Source organism: Herbiconiux moechotypicola (genome assembly GCF_024979255.1).
GTDB lineage: Bacteria > Actinomycetota > Actinomycetes > Actinomycetales > Microbacteriaceae > Herbiconiux > Herbiconiux moechotypicola.
The window spans coordinates 84,360-104,536 of sequence record NZ_JANLCN010000012.1 but is presented as its reverse complement, the minus strand read 5'-3'; the positions used below and the strand labels follow the sequence as shown (position 1 = coordinate 104,536).

Here is a 20,177-nt window from a genome sequence, read left to right as displayed (position 1 = left end):
CGCACGGTGACATGACGCACCCGACCCTGAGCGAGCGCATCGCCGACGTCGCACTCCGCGTGTTCGGCTGGCCGAGCCTTCGCCCCGGCCAGGAGGAGGCGATCGCCGCCGTGGCCGACGGCCGCGACGTGCTCGCCGTCATGTCGACCGGCTACGGCAAGTCGGCCATCTACCAGATCGCCGGTCACCTGCTCGATGGCCCCACGCTCGTGGTCTCCCCGCTCATCTCGCTGCAGCTCGACCAGGTGCGGCACATCGCCGCCGACACGGGGGCTCAGGATGCGGTGGCCGTCAATTCATCGCAGTCGCGCCGACTCAACACGGCGGCCTGGAGTGCGGTCGCCTCGGGCGAGGCCGAATTCCTCTTCCTCGCCCCTGAACAGCTCGCCCGGGATGAGGTGATCGACGAGCTCCGCGATCTCGGTGTCAGCCTGGTGGTGGTCGACGAGGCCCACTGCGTGTCGGCTTGGGGCCACGACTTCAGGCCCGACTACCTGCGGCTCGGGTCGGTCATCGACCGGCTCGGTCATCCACGGGTGCTCGCGCTCACCGCGACCGGCTCCTCCCCCGTGCGTGACGAGATCGTACGCAGGCTCGGGATGCGCGACCCGGCACTGTTCGTGCGCGGCTTCGACCGCCCCAACATCCACCTCGCGGTCGAGCGCCACGAGAGTGCGCACGAGCAAGACCGCGCCGTACTCGACGAGGTCGTCGCCGCCGCCCGCCCCGGGCTCGTCTACGTCTCGACCCGCGGCGAGAGCGAGCGGCTCGCGGCCGACTCCGAACAGCGCGGCCTCCGGGCCGCCGCCTACCACGGCGCCCTCCCCTCGCGAGAGCGCAAGGATGTGCACGGCCGATTCCAAGACGGCTCGCTCGACGTGGTGGTCGCCACCTCCGCCTTCGGCATGGGTATCGACAAGGCCGACGTGCGCTTCGTCGTGCACGCCGACATCACCGACTCGCTCGACTCCTACTACCAGGAGGTGGGGCGCGCGGGCCGCGACGGGCTCCCCGCTCGTGCCACCCTGCACTACCGTCAGACCGACCTCGGCGTGCGGCAGTTCTTCGCCTCGGGCAGCCCGTCGGGCGACGACGTCGACACACTCGCCCTCGCGATCCTCGCCCCGGGCGGGCCACATGAAGCCGTCGAGCTGGCGAAGCTCGCCGGCCTCTCGTCACGCACCGTCGGCACGATCGTCAATCTTCTGAGCGATGCCGGGTTCGTCGCCGATCGCGACGAGGGGGTGACGCCCCTGCGGGTGTTCACCTCGGATGAAGCCCGCATCGCCGTCGAGACGGCCGCCGAGCAGCGGGAGCAGATCGAGCGCTCCCGCCTGTCCATGATGCGCTCCTACGCCGAGACCACGCGCTGCCGGCGCCAGGTGCTGCTCGCCTACTTCGGCGACGACCTCGCCGAACCGTGCGGTAACTGCGACACCTGCGAGAGCGGCAGCGCCTACCGCCACCAGGCCGCGCCCCACGCAACCGGATTCCACGCGACCCAGCGCGTGACCCATCGCGCGTGGGGGCCGGGCGAGGTCATCAGCGTCGACGACGACCGGCTCACCGTGTTCTTCGACAGCGTCGGCTATCGCGTGCTCTCACTCCCCGCCGTCGCGGCAGGCGGCCTGCTCGCCCCCGTCCAGCATCCGCCCGGTGAACCCGGGTAGACTGCCCGAAAGCACAGAACACCGGAAAGGGCGGGTCCGATGCTCGGCAACCTCAACGGATGGCACCTGGTCATCATCCTCGTGGTCATCCTGCTGCTGTTCGGAGCGACGCGGCTCCCAGCGCTGTCCAAGAGCATCGGCCAGTCGATGCGCATCTTCAAGAACGAGACCAAGGGCCTCAAAGACGACGGCAAGGCCGACGCCGACGCTCCCGAGAACCAGGTCGAGTCGAAGCCCTAGTCCGAGGCCCCATGGTCAGCACCGAGCGCGCAAAGACTCCGCGCGCCAAGAAGCCCCCGAGAACCAAGCCGCCCCGCGACGGGCGGATGTCGCTCGGCGCGCACCTCGTCGAGCTGCGCAAACGACTCTTCCTCGCCGCCATCTCGGTGGTCGTGGGCATGATCGTCGGCTGGATCCTCAGCGACTACGTGCTCGAGGCCCTCCGGCTGCCCATCGAAGAGCTCGCCGCCGAACAGGGGCGCGTCGCCTCGCTCAACTTCACCGACGTCTCCTCGGCCTTCGACCTGCGCCTGCAGATCGCCTTCACCGTGGGTGTCGTCGTCTCGTCGCCCTTCTGGCTCTACCAGCTCTGGGCCTTCATGGTGCCCGGCATGAAGAAGAAGGAGAAGCAGTACGCGGTCGGCTTCGTGGCCGCCGCCGTTCCTCTCTTCCTCGCCGGATGCGCGGCGGGCTGGTTCGTGCTCCCCCACATGGTGGTGCTGCTCACCGGCTTCGCCCCGCAAGACACCACCGCCATCATCTCGGCCCGGGTCTACTACGACTTCGTGCTGAAACTCGTGCTGGCCATCGGCATCGCCTTCGTGCTGCCCGTCTTCCTCGTGCTGCTCAACTTCGCCGGGGTGCTCTCGGCCCGCGCCATCCTCAAGTCGTGGCGCATCGCGATCCTCGCGATCACCCTCTTCACAGCCCTCGCCACGCCCGCGGCCGACGTCATGTCGATGTTCCTGCTGGCCATCCCGATGGTGCTGCTCTACTTCGGCGCGGCGGGCATCGCCGCTCTGAACGACAGACGGCGCGCGAAGCGGCTCGCCGCGATCGAAAGCGAGCTCGACGTATGAACCACCCTGAGAACAGCACCGACCTCACTCCGAGCGGTTCCGGACTGAGACGGCGCACCCTCCTGCAGGGAGCCGCCTGGTCGGTTCCGGTGATCGCGGTCGCCGCAGCCGCCCCCGGCGCGGCCGCCTCGGGGGGCGGGCGCCGCATCGAAGGCGCCTTCCTCATCGTCGGAGACTTCTCCGAGACCACCGACACCATCGCGGGCGGGCTGTTCATCCGCAACACCACGGGCAGCGCGATCACGCTCCCGGCCGGAGCCCTGGGCTTCTCGCTCTCGGGGCTGGAGTCGACGGAGTACCCCTACCTCGAGACCACCTTCTCGGGCGACGCGGCCGACGGGCTCGACGGCGTCGGTTCCGACCAGGTCGCGAACACGCTGTTCTCCGCCGGGTCGGTGAGCAGCGACGGTCACCTCAACGTGTACTCGATCGTCGAGATCACCCTCGACGCCGGCGAGGAGATCGTGATCGGCTTCTACTTCCGCTGGCGGCACGTCAACGAAGAACCGCACGTCTTCGCTATCGCGGGCATCTTCGTGGTCGACTACGGCGGCCTGGAGGGCGCCGAGGCCCAAGCGACCCCTGGCGGGAGCGTGGCGGTGCCGGCTAGCGCAGGCTGACAGCGGTCATCACAGGTGTCGGCACGACCGACCTGATCGCTTCCGCGAGCGCAACGACCTCGTCGGCGCCCTCCGCCGGCCCTGCGGCGACCGTGCGCGAGGTGCTGAGCAGGAACGCGCTCGGCACGCCGGCGAGACCCGTCATCGCCACGAGCGACCGGTAGCCGGAGTAGAGAGGCACGCCCGCGAGACCCGGATAGCGGGCGGCGAACTCCTCGCGCGACGCCGACGTGAGGGCGACCACCCGCACCGACTCGCCGAACGCACCCTGCCAGCCGGGGATCGCGTCGGCGATACGACTGCAGGGCGTGCACTCGGCCGAGAGCAGCATCAGCAGAACCGGGCGATCCCCCGCGAGGGAGGCCAGTTCGACCGCACGGCCCCGTGCATCCGTCACCTCGAGGTCGGGCACCGGCCACTCCGTGCCCTCACGCCCCCCGGTGAGAGCACCGAACGAGGCGGGATGCGCGAGGGGCCGGCCGGCGGTGGCGAGAGCGCGGCGCAGAACCGTCACCCTGCGGGCGAGCACAAGCGCCGCTACGGTGAGCGCGACGACCGCGAGACCGGCCAGAGCCAGCCAGCCCTCCAGGGGGAGCACCAGAGCCGCCGGGAGCACGCCGACGGGCGCCAGCAGGGCCGTCAGCACGGCCAGTGCGACGAGCGCCAGATTGCGCAGCAGGGTGCGCCAGGAGACGGCTTCTTCAGAGAGAGCGCCGAAGCATCCGCAGGCCACCTCGTGTCCACGCGCTAGGAGCACTCCCACGACCACCGAGAACACGGCGAGCATTCCGGCCGCCAGCCAGCTGCCGAACTGCATCCAGCCCGCCGGCGCCACGAGCAGCACCGCGGCCAGCACGAGCTCCGCACCCGGCAGCATCCGCGCCACCGCCCGTCGCGCACGAGCGCCTCCCAGCGCCAGCGCCGAGAGCACCGCCTCGGTACCGCTGCGATCGGTCAGCTTGGCGACGCCGCTCACGCAGAAGACCGCGACGAGCGCGGCGGGCAACGCGACCAGGAGCGCAGGCACGACGGCGGTGGCGATCATCTGCCGGCTCCTCTCGGTCGAATGCGCGGCGGGGACAGGCGTGGCCGCCGACGATGGGGTTCGACGGCGGCCACGGTTCTGGTGACGCGGATCAGGTGGCGGAGCAGAGCACCAGGGTGGAGGTGACCGAACCGCTCGTCTTGGCGCCGGTGCCGACGTAGCCCGAGGGAAGCGACGCCAGGCCGCCGAGGGTGAACGCCACCGAGATCGACAGCGTGGTGCGGAACGCGATCGTGGCGCCGGCGGCGAGGGCCGAGGTGAGCACGATCTGGCGGCTGGTGTTGCTGAGCACGGTCACCGACGCGGTGCCGCCCGACACGGAGAACACACCGATGTTCGCGACTCCCGAGCCGTTGATGGTGACGGTGGTGCCGATCGGGAGCGGAGCGGTGCCGCTCGCGGTCAGCGTGAATCCGGGGCCGAGGACGCCGAGGACGCCACAGGTTCCGTTGAGGCTGAAAGCGCCGACCTCGACCGGCCCCGAAGCGGCGGCCGACGGTGTGGCCACGGCGAGGGCGATGACGGGCAGCGACCAGGCCGCGCCCTTCATGACGGTGCGGCGTTCGATTCCGCCCGAGGTCTGGCCGGTGGAGATGTCGGGTTCGGTCATGTGTCCCCCTGTGCTCGTGATCGTCGTCGCGATCTGCTCTGAGGGCGGTCGATTCGCCGCCTGGAACACCACCCTGAGCGGGACGGCGCTCACGCTGAGTGGCAGCTGGCAGACCTGTCGCCGAGGCGACGTGACGTGTCGTTAAACGCAGCAATCGGGGCCCGGAAGGGCCCCGATCAGAGGGGTGGGGTGAGGAGCGGGGTGAATTTCGTCACACCCGTCTCAGGCGCGGGGAGAGACCTGTAGATTCTCTCTGTCGGACCCGATGACGTCTCTGGTTTCGATGAGATCGCCGCATCCCCAGACGCTCACCCAACGTCGCGGCGATCCATGCGCCTCCTCGCCAGCGGGCCCCAAGACCGCGGGCGAGGAGGCCTCACATGTCAGACGCGCGACCACCCGCGCAGCACGGCACCGCGGCAATCAGGAGCCTCGCCCCAGAGGCGGGCCACGAACTCGTCGCCGACTCCGGCCCCCTCCGTCTTGACGATCGTCACCGTGGGCACGACCGTTTCCCGCGCATCCGTCGTGAGAGCGGCGCGGGAGAGTTCGGCACCCGATTCGCCGACCGAGTCGACCACCCACTGCCCGTCTTCGACGACGGAGGGGGCGAGCCCGTGGGCGTGGAAGCCCGCCGACCAGCTCAGACTGAGGTGCAGCGCACCCGAAGCGCCCTCGGCCGCCGTGTTCACCAGCCGCACCCGGCCGTTGCCCAGGGTGAGACTCACCACGTCGCTCTGCGAGTTCACCGCGAAGTCGGCCGAGAAGGCCAGGGGCGACACGATGCCGGGCAGCGGTGCCCTCAGCTGGTCGCTCACTCTGGCCACCACGCCGGCCATCCAGCCGGCCGTGAGGTCGAACTGGTCGCCGGGGAGGTCGTCGCCAGGTTCGGGGTCGGCGTCAGGTTCGGAAATCGTCGTCATCGAGAGGTCGTCTCCGGTTCGGGGAACGAGACTCGAGCGAGACGGGGGTTTCCTCACTCGATACGAAGATAGGTACACCTGAGTGCGCTGCCATGGTCACAAATCAGTCAACTTTCGTGTGACGAAAGTCGCCGTCGCCGTATCGTGGTGGGAGGGACACACACACTGGGGGAGACCGTGGCCGATGACGCTCAGATCCCGCCGAAGGGGGCGCGGGCCGCGAACGTGCTGCTCGACGCGGTCATCTCGCAGAGCGCCACACAGAGCACCGAGGCGAACATCCGGGCCATGTCGGTCGCCCTCGCCGCGCTCGCCTCGGAGGAGCCGACCGACGACGAGCCCGAGCCGAGCGACGTGGTGGGCGCGGCCGTGGTGTGCATCTCGTGGCTGAGCGCCCACCTCGCGGCGGCGAGCGCCGTCGACCTCGAAGACGTCGTGGCCGACCTGCGCGACTTCCTCGACTCGGTGTCGGCGCGCTGACCGTCGGCGCGCTGAACCTCCGCCCCACCCGGCCTGCGCGGCTCAGGCGCCCTGGGCGCGGAGCCTCGACGGCGTGCAGTACCCGAGCGACTCGAACGCGCGGCGCAGATCGGCCGCGTCGGCGAACCCGCTGTGCTGGGCGATCTGCGTGATGTTGAGCACCCGGAACGCCGGATTCTTCAGCATCGACACCGCCAGATCGGCCCGCTGGCGGCGGATCTCACGCGACGGCGTCGATCCGATGCCCGAGAACAACCGCTGGAGCTGCCGCATCGACACGTTGAGACTCTGCGCCAGCACGGTGGGGGTGAGACTCTGATCGGTGCGGTAGGCGGCGATCTGCGCCATCGCGCGGTCGAGCATGCCCGGCGCCGGGGTGGCGAGGTCTCCTGCGCCGCGCGACTCCAGCAGCAACGACGCCACCATCTCCCACATCAGCTTCTCGAGGAAGTAGGTCTGGATGCGCTCGAGATGGTCGTCGCCGCCGTCCATCACCCCGGCCAGGAATCGCTTCACCGGGCCGAGCACGGCCGAGTTCCGCACGGTCGTGGTGCGGCTGCCCGCCCCTAGGTACTCCTCCACGGCGAGCATGGGCACGGCCACGGCGAAGGCGAGCGCCTTCTGCGCCGAGAACACCGCGTAGCGCCGCGCATCGACCAGGAACAGGGCCTCGTCGGGCCGCACCGCGCAGTCTTCACGCTGCTCGTTGCGCACGACGAGGGTCGATTCGAGCGGGAGCACGATCTCGGCGGTGCTCGGCGACGACCGGCAGATCTTGCGCAGCGGCGTGCCGCCCGCCGGGATCTCGAGCATCGAGAGTTCGGTCTCGCCGATGCGACGCGTGCCCGATCGATGCACCTCGGTGCCGAGCGAGGGAGAGATCGCGCGGCCTGCCGAGACCGCGCCCGCCGTCAGCGTGCCTGCCAACTCCATGTCGTCATCCCCAATCCCGGCGTTCGCGGGCACCCACCCTCACGCCGAACCCTTCGAAAGCGTCCTTGCTCCGAGACTCCGAGTGCTCAGCAGTATGCACCGGCCCCTCATCCCAGGTCGAGCATTCCGACAAGCATCCGGTTCTACGAATTTCGTCGCAACGGTGCAGCCCACAGGGCCCGGAGCTCCCCAAATCCAACCCCGATCCCTGCCGGCTGCACCGCCACCTCCACCCTCATCCCGCAGCGCGGCGGTGGACCGGTGTTGTCGTTCTCGTCACTTCATCTGTCGCAAAACCGATCATGTCTTGGAGGTTACGATGAGAGGACTGACTGCCTGCCAGACGAGGGACGTGGGGTTCGATGAGCGACAGGATCAGCGCGATGCCGCGCGTCACGACACGGGGCGTGCGCGCCATCACCGCCGGGGCGGCGCTGTGCGCACTGCTCACCCTCGGTGCGGGTATCAGCACCGCGACCGCCCGCCCGAGCGGTGGTGAAGACGCGCCGGTGCTGACTCAGGGGCTCTCGCTGCTCGCCGCCGAGGCCTCGGGCACGGCGGCACCCTCCTCCGCCATCGACCCTCAGCTCGGTCTGCGCTTCGACGACTCCGGCCGGGTGGCCGTGGAGGCGGTCTTCAGCGATGCGGCCTCACGCGACGCGGCGACGGATGCGGCCGCGCAGCTGGGCGAGATACGCACCCTCACGCTGTCGCAGCCCACCATCGTGCTCGCGGTCGACCCCGAGCAGCTCGATGCGCTCGCCGCGTTGCCCGGCATCATCTCGGTGCAGCCCATCGGCGGAGGCCGGGTGGCCGGCTCGGGCCTCGCAGGCGTCACCGCATCCGGCATCACCGACGCCACCGCATCTGGCATCAGCGGCGACCCCTCGTGCAACCCGCTCGACGTGGAGGCCGACGCCCCCGCCGCGCTCGACTCCGCCGCCGCCCGCGCGGCGTTCGGCGTCGACGGCACCGGCGTGACCGTCGGCATCATCTCCGATTCCTTCCATGCGCTCGCGAATCCCTACCGCACCTGGGCCGACGACGTGGCGGCCGGGGCACTGCCGGGCAGCACCAACCCCTGCGGGTACCTCACCGACGTCGTGGTCTACGAAGACGGTGCCGCGCCGTACACCGGCACCACCGACGAGGGCCGCGCGATGGCTCAGCTCGTGCACGGCGTGGCCCCCGGCGCGAAGCTCGTGTTCGCCACCGGTGGCGCGAGCCAGGCCGAGTACGCCGACAACATCCGCGCCCTCCAGTCACTCGGTGCCGACGTGATCGTCGACGACCTCGTCATCTTCGACGAGCCGAACTACCAGGAGGGCATCATCGGCGCCGCGATCCGGGAGGTCACCGCCGAAGGCACCCTCTATCTCTCCGCCGCCCAGAACCAGACCAGCTTCGGCCAGCCGAGCACCGCGGAGCACACCCGCTACAACGAGGGCCAGATCATCAGCTCGTGGGCGACGGACGCCTACCGGCCGATGGCCTGTCCCGACGCCGTGACGACCCTCGCCCGCGAGGCGGCGCAGGACGACACCCTGCAGGTGGACTGCCAAGACTTCGGCGCCGCAGGCTCGCCGAACCCGCTGCTACAGGCCGAACTCTCGGTGGCCACTCCGGCCGCGACGGTCACCGCCCACTGGGCCGAGCCCGTGTGGGGCGTGGAGACGAGCATGCTGCTGCTCACCTTCGAGCAGGACGGCACGACCGCGGTGGAGCAGAACCCCACCAACGAGTTCCCGGCCAACGCCTTCAGCCGCAACGAGTTCGTGCCACTCGACGCGGCCCCCGAGTCGTCGACCTACCAGTTCGCCCTGGTGCGCATCCTGGGTACCGCCACCACACCCGGCACCCCGGGAGTGAAGATCCAGTTCGAGCTCGACGACAACGGGGTGTTCAGCCTCGGCGACGGCAGCCCCTGGGGCCCGGGCGTGACGGTCGGGCCGAGCATCTCCGGCCACCCCGGCGACGAGACCGTGCTCACGCTCGGCGCGGCCTCGGTGCTGAGCCCCGACCGCATCGAGGCCTTCTCGGGCGTCGGGCCGGTCGAGTACCTCTTCGAGCCCGCCACGGCCACACAGTCCACTCCCGTGGTCATCCCCGATCCCGTCGAGCGCGCCAAGCCCGACGTCACGAGCGTCGACGGGTCGCTCACGACCTTCTTCCCGAACGGGGCCGCGGGGTCGTTCCGCTTCTACGGCACCTCGGCCGCCACGCCCAACGCCGGCGCGGTGGCCGCCCTCGCCCTCGAGCACGCCCCGGGCACGACTCCGGCCGAGCTCCGCGACGCGCTCCTCGGCACGGCCACGGCGATGCCCGCACAGGCCGGCGACTGGGGCGTCTCCACCCCGTACATCACCGGCACGGGGAGGATCGACGCCCTGGCGGCACTGCAGGCGCTCACCCCTGAGCCTGCGCCCACCCCCGCACCGACGCCCTCCCCCAGCCCCGGCCCCGCTCTGGCCGCCACCGGCTCGGGCAGCACCGGAGCATCGCTCGGCGTGGCCGTCCCGGTCGCCGTGCTGCTGCTCGCTGCGGGCTCCACGGCACTCGTGCTGCGCGGCCGGCGCCGTGCCACCCACCTCACGGACCGCGGGGAGCTCGGACGCTGAGCCCCCGAGCGCTACCCTGAGGTACCGGAAGGGGGATCCGTGGGGCCCGACGCACTGTTCGCGGCGATGACCTTCGTGGTCGCACCGCTCGCGACGCTCTTCTACGTCGACAAACTGCGCCGCCCGTCGGAGGCCTCCGGCCGGTACTGGGCCCTGGCGTTCTCGGCGGTGCTGCTGTGCTCCGTCGCCTACTTCGTGTCGGCCCAGAGCGGCGACGTGTGGTGGTCGGTCGCGGTCGGCAACGGTGCGATGGTGCTCACGCTCGCGGCGCTCTGGTCGGGCTGCCGCGCCTTCAACGGCGGTCACCCGCTGGGCGCCGTCACCGTGCTGGTGTCGCTGCTGGTGACCGTGGTCTCGGCCCTCCCCTCCGCCGACGGCGCGAAGTGGGCGGGTGCTCCCGAGAAGATGCTCGCTCTCGCGGTGTTCTCGGTGCTCATCGTGATCGAGGCCATGCGTCCGCGACTGCGCTCCTTCGCCGGCTCCGTGGTGCTGGTGGCGGTGTTCTCGGTGCACGCGGTCTACGTCACCCTGCGCGTCTGCTCCTCTTTCTTACACGGCGTCGACTCCTCTTTCTTCGGCACCTGGTTCAGCACCGGGTTCACCACCGCGATGAACCTCGTGCTCGTGGCCCTCGGCGGCGGCGCCATCATCTCCATCCGGTTCCAGCAGGCACGACGTGAGCTCACCCGCGAGTCGGCCTCGGGCCGTCGGCAGCGGTTCGTCTCCCCGCGGGCGTTCGACTCGGCCGCGGCCCGGATGCTCGCCGACGGTGGCGAACAGGTGATGGTGGTGCTCGCAATCGACTCCTACGACCGGATGCGCGGCGCCTTCGGGCCGGCCCAGGCGAAGGCGCTGCGGGAAGACCTCGCCCACGCCGTTCTCGCCGAGGCGCCCGAGTCGGTGGTGCTCGGGCGAGGAGCCTCGTACTACCTCGTGCTGCTCGAGGGCGACACGGCTGCGGCGGTCGACTTCGCCGCTCGGGTGCAACGCGACTACACCAGGCGTCGCGCCTCCAAGAGTCCGTCGCAGGCGAGCGCGGGCGTCATCCAGGCCTCCGCCGGCAGCACCCCCCGGTCACTCGCCGACGCGGCCCGTCTCGCCCTCGCCCGCGACTCCGAGCTCCAGCCCGGCCGCATCAGGGTCGGCTGACGACGCGTCGGCCGCGGCCTCCCGCTGCACCTTCATCTCACGCAGCATCGCCATCGTGCTCTGCACGTCGTAGTCGGGATCGTGCTCGAGAAAGCGCTCCAGGATGGCCACCAGAGCGATCGCCGGCAGCTTCCAGTCGGGGTCGTCCCCCTCGATCGTCGCCGGCCCGCGATACACCGCGTCGACCACGCCGGGATTGCCGAGGTGCCGGAGGCCCAGCCCCTCCACGACCGAGGAGATGACCACCGCATACGGCCGGTAGTCGTCGTTCCACTCCGCGCGCATCCGGTACCCGAGGATGGTCGAGAACCACTTGTGGAACTCGGCCATCCGCTCGATGAAGGCATCGCTGCCCGAGCGGAGCGCCTCGTCGATCTCGCTGCGCGGATAGGCGTCGAGATCGCTGAGCAGCGTGGCCGTGAGGCCGACGTAGGACTGCCACGGCCGAGACGCGATCACCGCCCTGAAGTTGTGCTCCAGCGCCACCCGGATCACCTCGTACATGACGCGCTCGCGCTCCTCGCCCGAGGCCAGCGACTCGATGTTGTCGAAGAGGATGCGCTCGCTGATCTCGAGGGTCTCGTCGTCGGCGAGCCGGGTCGACACCTCGGTCGCGATCTCGACGAGAAGATCGGCGATGAACGACTCCTTGGAGTCCCAGAGCCGGTAGGTGGAGCTCCGCGGCACCCCCGCCTCGCGGATGAGGTCGTCCATCACGATGTGCTCGAACCCGATCGTGAGACCGACCCCCTGAACGCGTTCCAGCGCCACGTCGAGCACTCGCCGTCTGACCTCGGCAGCACGGATGCGCGCCCGCCGGTGGTGGAGGTCCGTGGGGTAGGGATCGACCATGGTGCCTCCTCCCGTCACCTCACTGCCGACATGCAACACCAACACGTGTCGTGAATGCAGCCTACTGAGGCCTGAAGCGAAAACCCGACCATTGCGGGATTTGTCAACCCCGAATATTTTGAACGTCAGGTAGTTAGAGTAACTAGCATTATTGCCGCGCACGAAAGGTGACCGACCATGAGCAGCATGAACCTCGTCTCCCAGGGCCAGACCTTCCGCGTGCACCGCGAGTCGAGCGGTGTGTACCAGGTGCAGTCCGGAGGTCGACTGCTCGGTTTCGTGGAGCGGGCCGGCGACGTCTACGTGGCGCTCTCGGGCACCCGCTACGACCGCGCCGTCGAGACGGGTCAGGCCGGGAGCCTCGGCTCGGCAGCGGTGCTGCTCGACGCGGCCTGACCGACGGCTAGTTGATCTAGTAACGAGTAGGTCTACGCTTAAGGAATGGCCATCGATCGGGCGGACTCCGCGAACCACTACTGGTACGCCGACGAGCCCTCGCGCGACCGCGGGGTCGCCGTGCTCGAGGCCCTGCGCGGCTATCGCGCCGCCGAGCTCGCGATGCGCCGGCGCACCCAGGAGTCGATGGGCATGGGCGAGAACGACCTCATCGCGATGCGCTACCTGCTCAAGTCGCACGAGCAGGGCAAGACGGTCGGGCCGAAGGAGCTCGCCCAGTACCTCGGCATCACGAGCGCCTCCATCACCGTGCTGCTCGACCGGCTCGAGAAGGCCGGCCACCTGCACCGGCAACCGAGCCCCTTCGACCGAAGAGCGCTCATCATCGTGCCCGTGGTGCCCACCGACGAACTCGAGGCGGCGACCCTGGGAGACATCCGGCCCGAGATCATCGAGGTGGTGGAGCAGCTCGACGCCGACGACGCCCGCATCATCGTCGACTTCCTCGCCGAGATGAGCGAGGCGGTCGACCAGATCGACATCGACCCCGTGCGCCGCGGATGACCGCCGGTGACCAGACCACCCGGGTAGGCGCGCTCGAGGTGGTGAGCGGACTGAGCGCGTACCGGGCTGCCGAGGAGGCCATGCGGCGGCGCACTCGGGAGTCGATGAAGATGGGCGAGAACGACCTCTCGGCTCTGAGATTCCTCCTCAAGGCCCAGCAAGACGGGCGCGTGGTGACCCCGGGGATGCTCGCCGAGCACCTCCGGATGAAGTCGGCCTCGGTGACCGTGATGCTCGACCGGCTCACCCGCTCGGGGCACCTCACGCGGTCGCCCCACCCCACCGATCGCCGCAGCCTGGCCGTCGTCGCCACCCCGGGTTCCGACGACGAGGTCAGGCACACCCTCGGCGAGATGCACCGCCGCATGATGGCGGTCGCCTCCTCGCTCGGCCCGCACGAGGCCGAGGTGGTGCGGAGCTTCTTCGTGCGCCTCAGCGAGGTCGCGAACCGGGAGGCACCCCGCCGGGACTGACCGTCAGGCGAGCCGGTCGATATCGAACTGGATCAGCAGTTCCCTACCCACGACTTGCTCCGACGCCGAGCGGAACATGAGCCGGGTCATGCGGATGAACGGCAAGAGCTCCGTGCGAAGAGACCGCACGTCGTCGCTCGCGCATCGCAGAATGCCGAAGCGATCGGCCTCGCCCTCCATGAGCTCCAGCCGGATCGAGCCCGGGAGAGTGGATCCGGAGGCGCGCAGGGCTGACAGCAGCGCTCGGAGGGTCGCGCGGTCGTCTTCGTGCAGCTGGGCGGACAGCCCGGCCTCGTCGACCAGCACGTCGACGTGGGCCTCGAGCGAATCGGCCTGGCGCGACTGCGCGATGGCCAGCTGCAGATCGGTGGCGAGCACCCCGGCGCGCACACGGTCCTCGACCGTGAGGGTGCCCGACTGCCTCACCCGCGCCAGGAACGGCACGATCTCCTCGCGGAGTGCACCCATCTGCCCGATGACGTCGTCATCGACGAAGGTGCGCCGCAGCTCTTCGTACTGGGCCTCGCGCTGCTCGGCCTGCATGAGGCGCTCGAGGTAGATGCCGGTGAGCAGCGTGCGGGCGTAGGCCACCGATCCCAGGCCGAAGGCGAGCGGCGGCGCCAGGGCCACCAGCACGATGACGGGCAGCGGGATGGCGTCGCCGAAGCTCGCGAGGTCGTGGAACACCGACAGCGCCACCGCGATGGCACCCGCCACCACCGTGTAGACGCCGAGCTCGGAGTAGGTGCGGAAGGGCGCCGCCGCCATCAGGGCGAGCCCCACGATCAGGAGCCCCCAGTCGTCGCGGATGACGATGTTGGTGCCGAGGCAGCTGAGGGAGTTGAGAACGGCCGAGATGGCGATGAGCGCGAACGACATGGCGAACCGGTCGCTCGTGACCCCGAGATCGAAGCGGAAGGCGCTGCGGATGAACCAGCCGTACCCCAGCAGCAGGGCGACGAGAGCGGCGATCGCGAGCGGCCACGAAGAGACCTGCGAGGCCGTGGCGATCGTGAGCGCGCCCGCGGTCGCCACCGAGACCAGGGCGACCACCACGAGGAACCCCCGCGCGCTGATGGCCGCGAGCGGGTCGAGCTGGAGCGCCGTAGTGCCCTTGGGCGGCCTCACGGGCACGGGACGGTGCACGGCGGTCACGCCGTCACCGCCGGCACGGTGACGAAGATCGCGGTGCCGGCGCCGGGCCGCGACCAGATCTGCACGGTTCCGCCCACCTCCACGATGGAGTCGATGACCGTCATGCGCAGGCCGATCGTGTCGTCTGACGTGGTGTCGACGTCGAAGCCCACGCCCGCATCCGACACCATCACGCTGAGCTCGGGTGGGCTCGACATGACCGAGATCTCGGCCTCGAGTACACCGGAGTGCTGCACCACGTTGTCGAGGCACTCGGCCAGCGCCCGGTCGAGCGCCCTCCCCACGCCGAGACTGAGGGAGTTCACGGCGTCGAGGTCGCCGCCCACGCGCACCCGGAGACCCTTCTGCTCACCGTCGCGCACGAGCGAGACCAGCAGCGGCACCTTGGCCAGTTTGCGTGACGACGAGCTCTCGCCGGGGCCGTCGAGGATGAGCCTCACGTCGGCCAGGTTGGCCAGGTCGCGATCGATCGCCTGGAGGTGCTCCGGCGCCAGCCTGCCGGGCTCGCTCACCGAGAGCGACCTCAGGTCGGCGAGCACCGTGTCGTTCAGCCAGCTCGAGGCCCGGGTGCTGAAGCGGCTGAGCGCCACGTCGCGCTCCTCGGCCAGTGCGGCGCCCGACATGACGGCGGTGCCGCGAGCGGCGTCGCGGCGGCCGATCCACAGCGCGCAGACGAACAGCCCCAGCGCCACGTACGACGCCACCACCGGCACGTCGAGCGCGAGCGGCATGCCCTGCTGCCAGGCGGCGACCTGCACCGGGCCCGGGCCCGCCACGAAGCCGAGGGTTCCGAGCACGAGCGACCGCGCCAGCGACCGCGCCGAGATGCCCACCACGAGCACCGCGAATTCGGGCATCGACAGCAGCACGAAGTCGCTGGAGGGCGTCGGCCCGTCGATGGTCACCGACACCTCCGCCGCCACCATCGCGTAGACGTAGAGGCCGGCGCAGGCGATCAGCGTGTACAGCAGCGCGCGCACGAACGCCGGGGTGCGCAGCGCGAAGACCACGCCGACACCCACCACGATCAGCCCGAGGAGCGCGACGAACAGCTCCAGCCGCCCGGTGAGCGGGATGAGGATGGCGGCGATGACGATGGTGGCCGACAGGAACACGCCCGCCAGCCAGCTCCCCGCTCGCGCGAGCGCATGACTGGTGACCACGCCATCGACGTCGGCCGAAATCTGTAGTGTCACCCGCACCTCTCACGACCGCCGGCAACCCCGTGCGTCCGACCGTCCACCCTCAGGTGATTTTATGCCAGGTAGCCGTCCTCGGCCGCGCGGAGCATCAGATCCTGCTTACGGTCGGCGGGCCTGCCCTCCGCCGTGTACTTCTCGCGCACCCGGTCGAGGGAGTTCTTGACCGCCTGGATGTTCGTGCCGAGGATCATCGAGACCTCGATCGGGCTGTGACCGGAGGCGTAGAGACGCAGGATCTCCTCCTCCTCCTCGGTGAAGCGGATGCGCGGTTCGAGCGAGCCGGAATGGCGACGGCCCGGCCCGTCCCACGCGGTGAGCGATCCCGCGGCCCTCGAGCGCAGCACGCGCCGCACCGCCACGAGCAGCTCCCGCGCGGGTCGCTGCTTCGAGGTGTAAGCCCCCGCGCCCGCGTCGAGGGCTCGTCGTTCGAGCTCGTCGGAGTCGAGGTCGCCCAGCACCACCACCGAAGCACCCCGGTCGCGGCAGGCGCGGATGCGCGACTCCATCGAGATGCGCTCGCCCTCCCCCGCCTGCATCACCACCACGTCGAACGGGAAGGCGGGGCTGCGGGAGAGCTCGTTCCAGGTCGAGCAGCGCAGCGCGACGTTCAGGTCGGGCGCGTGCTCACCGAGCCACGCCGACAGCGAGTCGAGCACGAGCGCCTGGCCTTCGAGAAGCGCGAGCGACGGTGCCGCAGCACCTCCCCCACCCACACTGCTCTTCACCCCAGACCCCCCGTTCGAGGATAACCGGCTCCCCTTGAAGCGTCCAATCCGCACCGGCCCGATGGCTGTACCCTCGGACCATGAGCACGGTGACCGATCGCACGGACGAGGAGCGACGCTCCCGGTTCGAGCGGTCGGTGTTCCAGTCTCAGCTGCTGCTCTCGGCCGCGGTGCTGCTGCTCGTGTGCGCCGCCTACATCTTCCAGCCCGCCTCGGTGCTCGATCCGCGGTTCTTCGGCGGGGTCTCCGTCATCTTCGTGCTCACCGGCGCCTCGGCACTGGTCCCCTGGTCGAGACTCGACCGGCACTGGGCCGCGCTCCTGCCGGTGATCGACATCTTCGCCATCATCTTCCTCCGCGAGGGCAACAACCTCCTCGGTGCCGGGCTGCTGCTCACCTTCCCCGTCATCTGGCTGTCCACCCACTTCGGGCTCGTGGGCGCGGTCGGCGGCGTCATCACCTCGGCGGTGCTGCTCTGGGGCTCCGCTCTGGTGAACGGCACGGGCGTCACCCTCGCGGGTGTGCCGGCCCTGCTCGTGCTGCCCATCACGCTCGCGTTCATCGCCACCACGACGCTCGCGACCTCGAGCCGGACGGCCGCGCAACGGGGGCTGCTCCGGCAGCAGGCCGACCTGCTCGAGGTCGCGCTGCGACGGGCGAGGCGACAGGAGCAGACCCTCGACGAGGTGCTGAACGCCGTGACCTTCGGCGTGGTGGCGTTCGGGCGCGACGGGGCGCAGACACTGCTCAACCGGGCCCACCGTGGATTCCAGGCCGAGTTCGGGCTGCCCGAGACCACCATCGAGCCTCCTGTCATGTACCACGCCGACCGGGTCACGCCCTACCTCGACGAGGAGCGCCCCTACGGCCGCGCGGTGCGCGGCGAGCGGTTCGACGACGTGGTGGTGTGGCTCGGCGAGCCCGGCGAGCACCGCATCGCCCTCTCGGTGAGCTCCCGGCAGCTCACCGCCCCCGACGGTGCCCCCGACGGCGGGGTGATGGTGTCGCGCGACGTCACCCGCGAGATCAACGCGATCCAGGCGCGTGACGATCTCGTCGCCTCCGTCTCCCACGAGCTGCGCACCCCGCTCACCTCCATCCTCGGCTACCTCGAGCTCGCCCTCGACGACGAGACCCTCAACCCCTCCACCCGGTCGATGCTCGAGGTGGCCTCGGCCAACTCCGACCGGCTGCTCGCGCTCGTCGCCGACCTGCTCACCGCCGCGAGCGAGAAAGACCAGCAGATCGTCATGTCGTTCAGTTCGTGCGACCTGGCCGAGATCGTGGCCGACTCCATCCAGGCGCAGTCACTCGCCGCCGGCGAGCGGGGCATCAGCCTCAAGAACGCCGTCGAGGGCCCGATGCTGCTCGAGGCCGACGGGTTCCGGCTGCGCCAGGTGGTCGACAACCTCCTCACCAACGCCATCAAGTACAACGTGGAGAACGGCTCGGTCGCCGTGTCGGCGACCGCGGGCGACGACTCGATCGACCTCGTGGTGAGCGACACCGGCATCGGGCTGAGCGAGCTCGAGCAGTCGAAGCTGTTCGACCGCTACTTCCGGGCCGAGGGGGTGCGCCAGTCGAGCATCCACGGCTCGGGCCTCGGGCTCTCGATCAGCCGCGACATCGTGCGCCGGCACGGCGGTGAGCTCTCCGTGGCCAGCGCGGTGGGCGTGGGCACCACCTTCACGGCGACGATCCCGCGCGCGCGATAGGCTCGGCTCAGGAGCGGGACACCCTCCACCCGGTGATGAAAGAGGACGGCATGGAGTTCGACGCGGCGACGCTCCTCGTCACGAGCGGACTCATCATCATCCTGTGCGGCATCTCGTTCGTGCTGAACACCGCGATGCGCCGCAACGACGCCTCCGGGCGGCTGTGGAGCATCTCCTTCATCGCCGGCATGCTCACAGCACTGTCGTTCCTGGTCTGGTCGGTCGAGCCGACCCTGTGGTGGATCCTCGCCATCGGCAACACGGCCTACGTCATCTCGATCGGTGCCATCTGGGCCGGCGCCCGGGTGTTCAACGGCCGCGCCTCCCTCATCGCCGTCGCGCTCGCAGCCGGAGGGGTCGAGGCCCTGCTGACCGGCCTCGAGGGCCCCGACGGCGGGGAGTGGACCGGGTCGACCGGACTGTTCGCCGGGGTCGCGGTGTTCGCCGGACTCGCCGCCGCGGAGACCATGAGATCGCGCATGCGGCGCAACCTCAACGCGCGCATCCTGAGCTTCTGCCTGTGGATCGTGTGCGCCTTCTACGTGCTGCGCACCTCGTTCTTCGTCACCCTGGGGCCGGAGGCGCCCGAGTTCCAGGCCTACTTCGGCACCGCGATCACCACCATGATCACCATCCTCCTCGTCATCGTGGGCACCATCTCGATGTCGATCCTTCAGGCCGAGCGATCGGGCGCCAGAGCTCTCGGTGACGTGACCGTGGGCGTGCACTCCGTGGTGGGGGTGCTCTCCGCGGCCTCATTCATGCAGCAGTGGGCCGACTGGGTGGAGCGGGCCTCGTTCCACGGCGACCGTCTCGCCATGATCTCGATGGACGTCGACAACCTCCCGCAGATGAACACGGCGTTCGGCCGCGCCTTCGGCGACACCGCCATCCGCTCGGTCGCGCAGATCGTGCGCCATCACGCGCCCACCACGGCGCTGCTCGGCCACACCGGTGCGGGGCGGTTCGTGATCGTGGTCGTCTCCCCCAACGCCGCCGACACCGAGCAGCTCGCCATCCGCCTGCAGACGGCACTCGTCGACGAGCCCATCGACCCGCTGCAGTCGCTCCGGGCCACCGCGAGCTTCGGCGTGGTCGACACCGACGGTTACGGCTACGGGTTGCCCGTGCTCAGGCGCGCCCTTGACGATGCCACCCACACCGCTCGGGAAGAGGGCGGCAACCGCATCGTGGTGGGCAGGGGGCTCCCAGCGGGGTCGTAGCCCGGCGGTCTCCCCCGGCGCGATCAGCCGGCAGGCTGGGCGATCGCGATGGTGAGCTGGTCGGTGGCCGTCTGCTTCGCGTAGTCGCCCGAACCGGGCGCCGTCTGCAGCAGGATCTCGTAGGTGAACGACAGGGTCACCGAGGTGGCCTCGGGGTCGATCGCCGGGAGGATGAACGTCTGGCTGTAGCTGTAGGGCGCCTTGATGTAGTAGCCCGGCTGCACGGGGGCCTGGTCGGTGCTCGGCGACGGGGCGGGCAACGCGCCCGCGTCGCCCGCGACGGCGGGCGTGAGAGTGACCCGCGAGAGGTAGAAGCTCTGCCCCTCGTCGTTGGCCAGGGTGCCGCCGAGCGTGAAGGTGATGGGCTTGTTCGCCTCGGCCGTCCACTGGTCCATGCTGAGCGTCGAGTAGTAGTCGACGGTGAGTGCGATCGCGCCCGCCTGCAGTGTGTGGTGGGCGCTGCCCGTCGCGAGCTCGTTGACGACGGGCGTGATGGTGGCCGTGGGCGACGGCTTCGCCGTGGTGGTGGGAGTGGCCGAGGAGGTATTGAACCGCGACTGGTCCCACGGAGCCGTGCCGCACGCGCTCACCCCCGCCACGGTGCCGAGGGCCAGGGCGCTCGCGAGCACGGTCCTGGTGAGTCTGGTTCTGCCCATCCGAATTCGCCCTCTCGCACGTCGCCTGATGCAATCTTAAGGTTTTCCTGACCCGACCCTAGCCGGGAGGCGTGCGAACCCTGCGGGTC

General features: G+C 70.1%; 21 protein-coding genes. 12 read left to right on the top strand and 9 right to left on the bottom strand.

Annotation, left to right across the window (positions count from 1 at the left end; genetic code table 11):
- Window positions 1-11: 11 nt before the first annotated feature.
- From N1031_RS17145 to N1031_RS17130, 4 genes are all read left to right on the top strand, one after another.
- Window positions 12-1,670 (top strand): RecQ family ATP-dependent DNA helicase, encoded by a 1,659-nt coding sequence (locus N1031_RS17145; RefSeq protein WP_259480987.1) that lies wholly within the window; start codon window positions 12-14, stop codon window positions 1,668-1,670.
- A 39-nt stretch (window positions 1,671-1,709) separates the two neighbouring features.
- The gene (gene tatA / locus N1031_RS17140) at window positions 1,710-1,910 is read left to right on the top strand and encodes a Sec-independent protein translocase subunit TatA (protein WP_259480986.1); all 201 of its coding nucleotides are present in this window, start codon (window positions 1,710-1,712) and stop codon (window positions 1,908-1,910) included.
- A gap of 86 nt (window positions 1,911-1,996) precedes the next feature.
- Entirely contained in the window at window positions 1,997-2,749 is a 753-nt protein-coding gene (gene tatC / locus N1031_RS17135) for a twin-arginine translocase subunit TatC (RefSeq protein ID WP_259481022.1), read from the top strand.
- Entirely contained in the window at window positions 2,746-3,369 is a 624-nt protein-coding gene (locus N1031_RS17130) for a hypothetical protein (RefSeq protein WP_259480985.1), read from the top strand. The genes tatC and N1031_RS17130 overlap by 4 nt, the downstream gene beginning before the upstream one ends.
- On the opposite strand, the gene N1031_RS17125 is transcribed toward N1031_RS17130, so the two are convergent.
- The 3 genes from N1031_RS17125 to N1031_RS17115 form a co-directional block, all read right to left on the bottom strand.
- Window positions 3,356-4,414 carry a peroxiredoxin family protein gene (locus tag N1031_RS17125; RefSeq protein ID WP_259480983.1) on the bottom strand — a complete coding sequence of 353 codons (1,059 nt, stop codon included), beginning with the start codon at window positions 4,412-4,414 and terminating at the stop codon, window positions 3,356-3,358. The two genes, N1031_RS17130 and N1031_RS17125, sit on opposite strands and share 14 nt — an antisense overlap.
- 91 nt (window positions 4,415-4,505) lie before the next feature.
- A complete protein-coding gene (locus N1031_RS17120) occupies window positions 4,506-5,024 on the bottom strand; it encodes a hypothetical protein (protein ID WP_259480982.1) in 519 nt (172 codons plus the stop codon).
- A 383-nt stretch (window positions 5,025-5,407) separates the two neighbouring features.
- Window positions 5,408-5,947 carry a hypothetical protein gene (locus tag N1031_RS17115; RefSeq protein WP_259480981.1) on the bottom strand — a complete coding sequence of 180 codons (540 nt, stop codon included), beginning with the start codon at window positions 5,945-5,947 and terminating at the stop codon, window positions 5,408-5,410.
- A 177-nt stretch (window positions 5,948-6,124) separates the two neighbouring features.
- Here N1031_RS17115 and N1031_RS17110 point away from each other — a divergent pair, with 177 nt between their 5' ends.
- The gene (locus tag N1031_RS17110) at window positions 6,125-6,427 is read left to right on the top strand and encodes a hypothetical protein (protein WP_259480980.1); all 303 of its coding nucleotides are present in this window, start codon (window positions 6,125-6,127) and stop codon (window positions 6,425-6,427) included.
- Between the two features lie 42 nt (window positions 6,428-6,469).
- On the opposite strand, the gene N1031_RS17105 is transcribed toward N1031_RS17110, so the two are convergent.
- The gene (locus N1031_RS17105; protein ID WP_259480979.1) at window positions 6,470-7,360 is read right to left on the bottom strand and encodes a helix-turn-helix domain-containing protein; all 891 of its coding nucleotides are present in this window, start codon (window positions 7,358-7,360) and stop codon (window positions 6,470-6,472) included.
- Between the two features lie 362 nt (window positions 7,361-7,722).
- On the opposite strand from N1031_RS17105, the gene N1031_RS17100 reads away from it, so the two are divergent.
- Together N1031_RS17100 and N1031_RS17095 are read left to right on the top strand one after the other, a co-directional pair.
- The gene (locus tag N1031_RS17100; protein ID WP_259480978.1) at window positions 7,723-9,978 is read left to right on the top strand and encodes a S8 family serine peptidase; all 2,256 of its coding nucleotides are present in this window, start codon (window positions 7,723-7,725) and stop codon (window positions 9,976-9,978) included.
- Window positions 9,979-10,017: 39 nt separating this feature from the next.
- Complete coding sequence (locus tag N1031_RS17095; protein ID WP_259480977.1) at window positions 10,018-11,127, top strand: hypothetical protein; 1,110 nt, start codon at window positions 10,018-10,020, stop codon at window positions 11,125-11,127.
- Here N1031_RS17095 and N1031_RS17090 read toward each other — a convergent pair.
- Window positions 11,053-11,979, bottom strand: a complete 927-nt coding sequence (locus N1031_RS17090) for a TetR/AcrR family transcriptional regulator (RefSeq protein ID WP_259480976.1) — start codon at window positions 11,977-11,979, stop codon at window positions 11,053-11,055. The two genes, N1031_RS17095 and N1031_RS17090, sit on opposite strands and share 75 nt — an antisense overlap.
- A 177-nt stretch (window positions 11,980-12,156) precedes the next feature.
- On the opposite strand from N1031_RS17090, the gene N1031_RS17085 reads away from it, so the two are divergent.
- From N1031_RS17085 to N1031_RS17075, 3 genes are read left to right on the top strand one after another with little or no spacing between them, the layout of a single operon-like run.
- Window positions 12,157-12,375: a hypothetical protein gene (locus tag N1031_RS17085; RefSeq protein ID WP_259480975.1), complete on the top strand. Its 219-nt coding sequence runs from the start codon at window positions 12,157-12,159 to the stop codon at window positions 12,373-12,375.
- 45 nt (window positions 12,376-12,420) lie between these two features.
- Window positions 12,421-12,939, top strand: a complete 519-nt coding sequence (locus N1031_RS17080) for a MarR family winged helix-turn-helix transcriptional regulator (RefSeq protein ID WP_259480974.1) — start codon at window positions 12,421-12,423, stop codon at window positions 12,937-12,939.
- A complete protein-coding gene (locus N1031_RS17075) occupies window positions 12,936-13,412 on the top strand; it encodes a MarR family winged helix-turn-helix transcriptional regulator (protein ID WP_259480973.1) in 477 nt (158 codons plus the stop codon). Before N1031_RS17080 ends, N1031_RS17075 begins: the two co-directional genes overlap by 4 nt.
- 3 nt (window positions 13,413-13,415) lie before the next feature.
- On the opposite strand, the gene N1031_RS17070 is transcribed toward N1031_RS17075, so the two are convergent.
- From N1031_RS17070 to N1031_RS17060, 3 genes are read right to left on the bottom strand one after another with little or no spacing between them, the layout of a single operon-like run.
- On the bottom strand, window positions 13,416-14,567 hold the full coding sequence (locus tag N1031_RS17070) for a hypothetical protein (RefSeq protein WP_259480972.1): 1,152 nt from the start codon (window positions 14,565-14,567) through the stop codon (window positions 13,416-13,418).
- Complete coding sequence (locus N1031_RS17065) at window positions 14,564-15,763, bottom strand: sensor histidine kinase (RefSeq protein WP_259480971.1); 1,200 nt, start codon at window positions 15,761-15,763, stop codon at window positions 14,564-14,566. The genes N1031_RS17070 and N1031_RS17065 overlap by 4 nt, the downstream gene beginning before the upstream one ends.
- A gap of 59 nt (window positions 15,764-15,822) precedes the next feature.
- Entirely contained in the window at window positions 15,823-16,494 is a 672-nt protein-coding gene (locus N1031_RS17060) for a DNA-binding response regulator (RefSeq protein ID WP_259480970.1), read from the bottom strand.
- An 80-nt stretch (window positions 16,495-16,574) separates the two neighbouring features.
- Here N1031_RS17060 and N1031_RS17055 point away from each other — a divergent pair, with 80 nt between their 5' ends.
- Window positions 16,575-18,209: a sensor histidine kinase gene (locus tag N1031_RS17055; RefSeq protein ID WP_259480969.1), complete on the top strand. Its 1,635-nt coding sequence runs from the start codon at window positions 16,575-16,577 to the stop codon at window positions 18,207-18,209.
- Window positions 18,210-18,244: 35 nt separating this feature from the next.
- Complete coding sequence (locus N1031_RS17050; RefSeq protein ID WP_259481021.1) at window positions 18,245-19,432, top strand: GGDEF domain-containing protein; 1,188 nt, start codon at window positions 18,245-18,247, stop codon at window positions 19,430-19,432.
- 23 nt (window positions 19,433-19,455) lie between these two features.
- On the opposite strand, the gene N1031_RS17045 is transcribed toward N1031_RS17050, so the two are convergent.
- Window positions 19,456-20,088 carry a hypothetical protein gene (locus N1031_RS17045; protein ID WP_259480968.1) on the bottom strand — a complete coding sequence of 211 codons (633 nt, stop codon included), beginning with the start codon at window positions 20,086-20,088 and terminating at the stop codon, window positions 19,456-19,458.
- Between the last annotated feature and the right edge of the window lie 89 nt (window positions 20,089-20,177).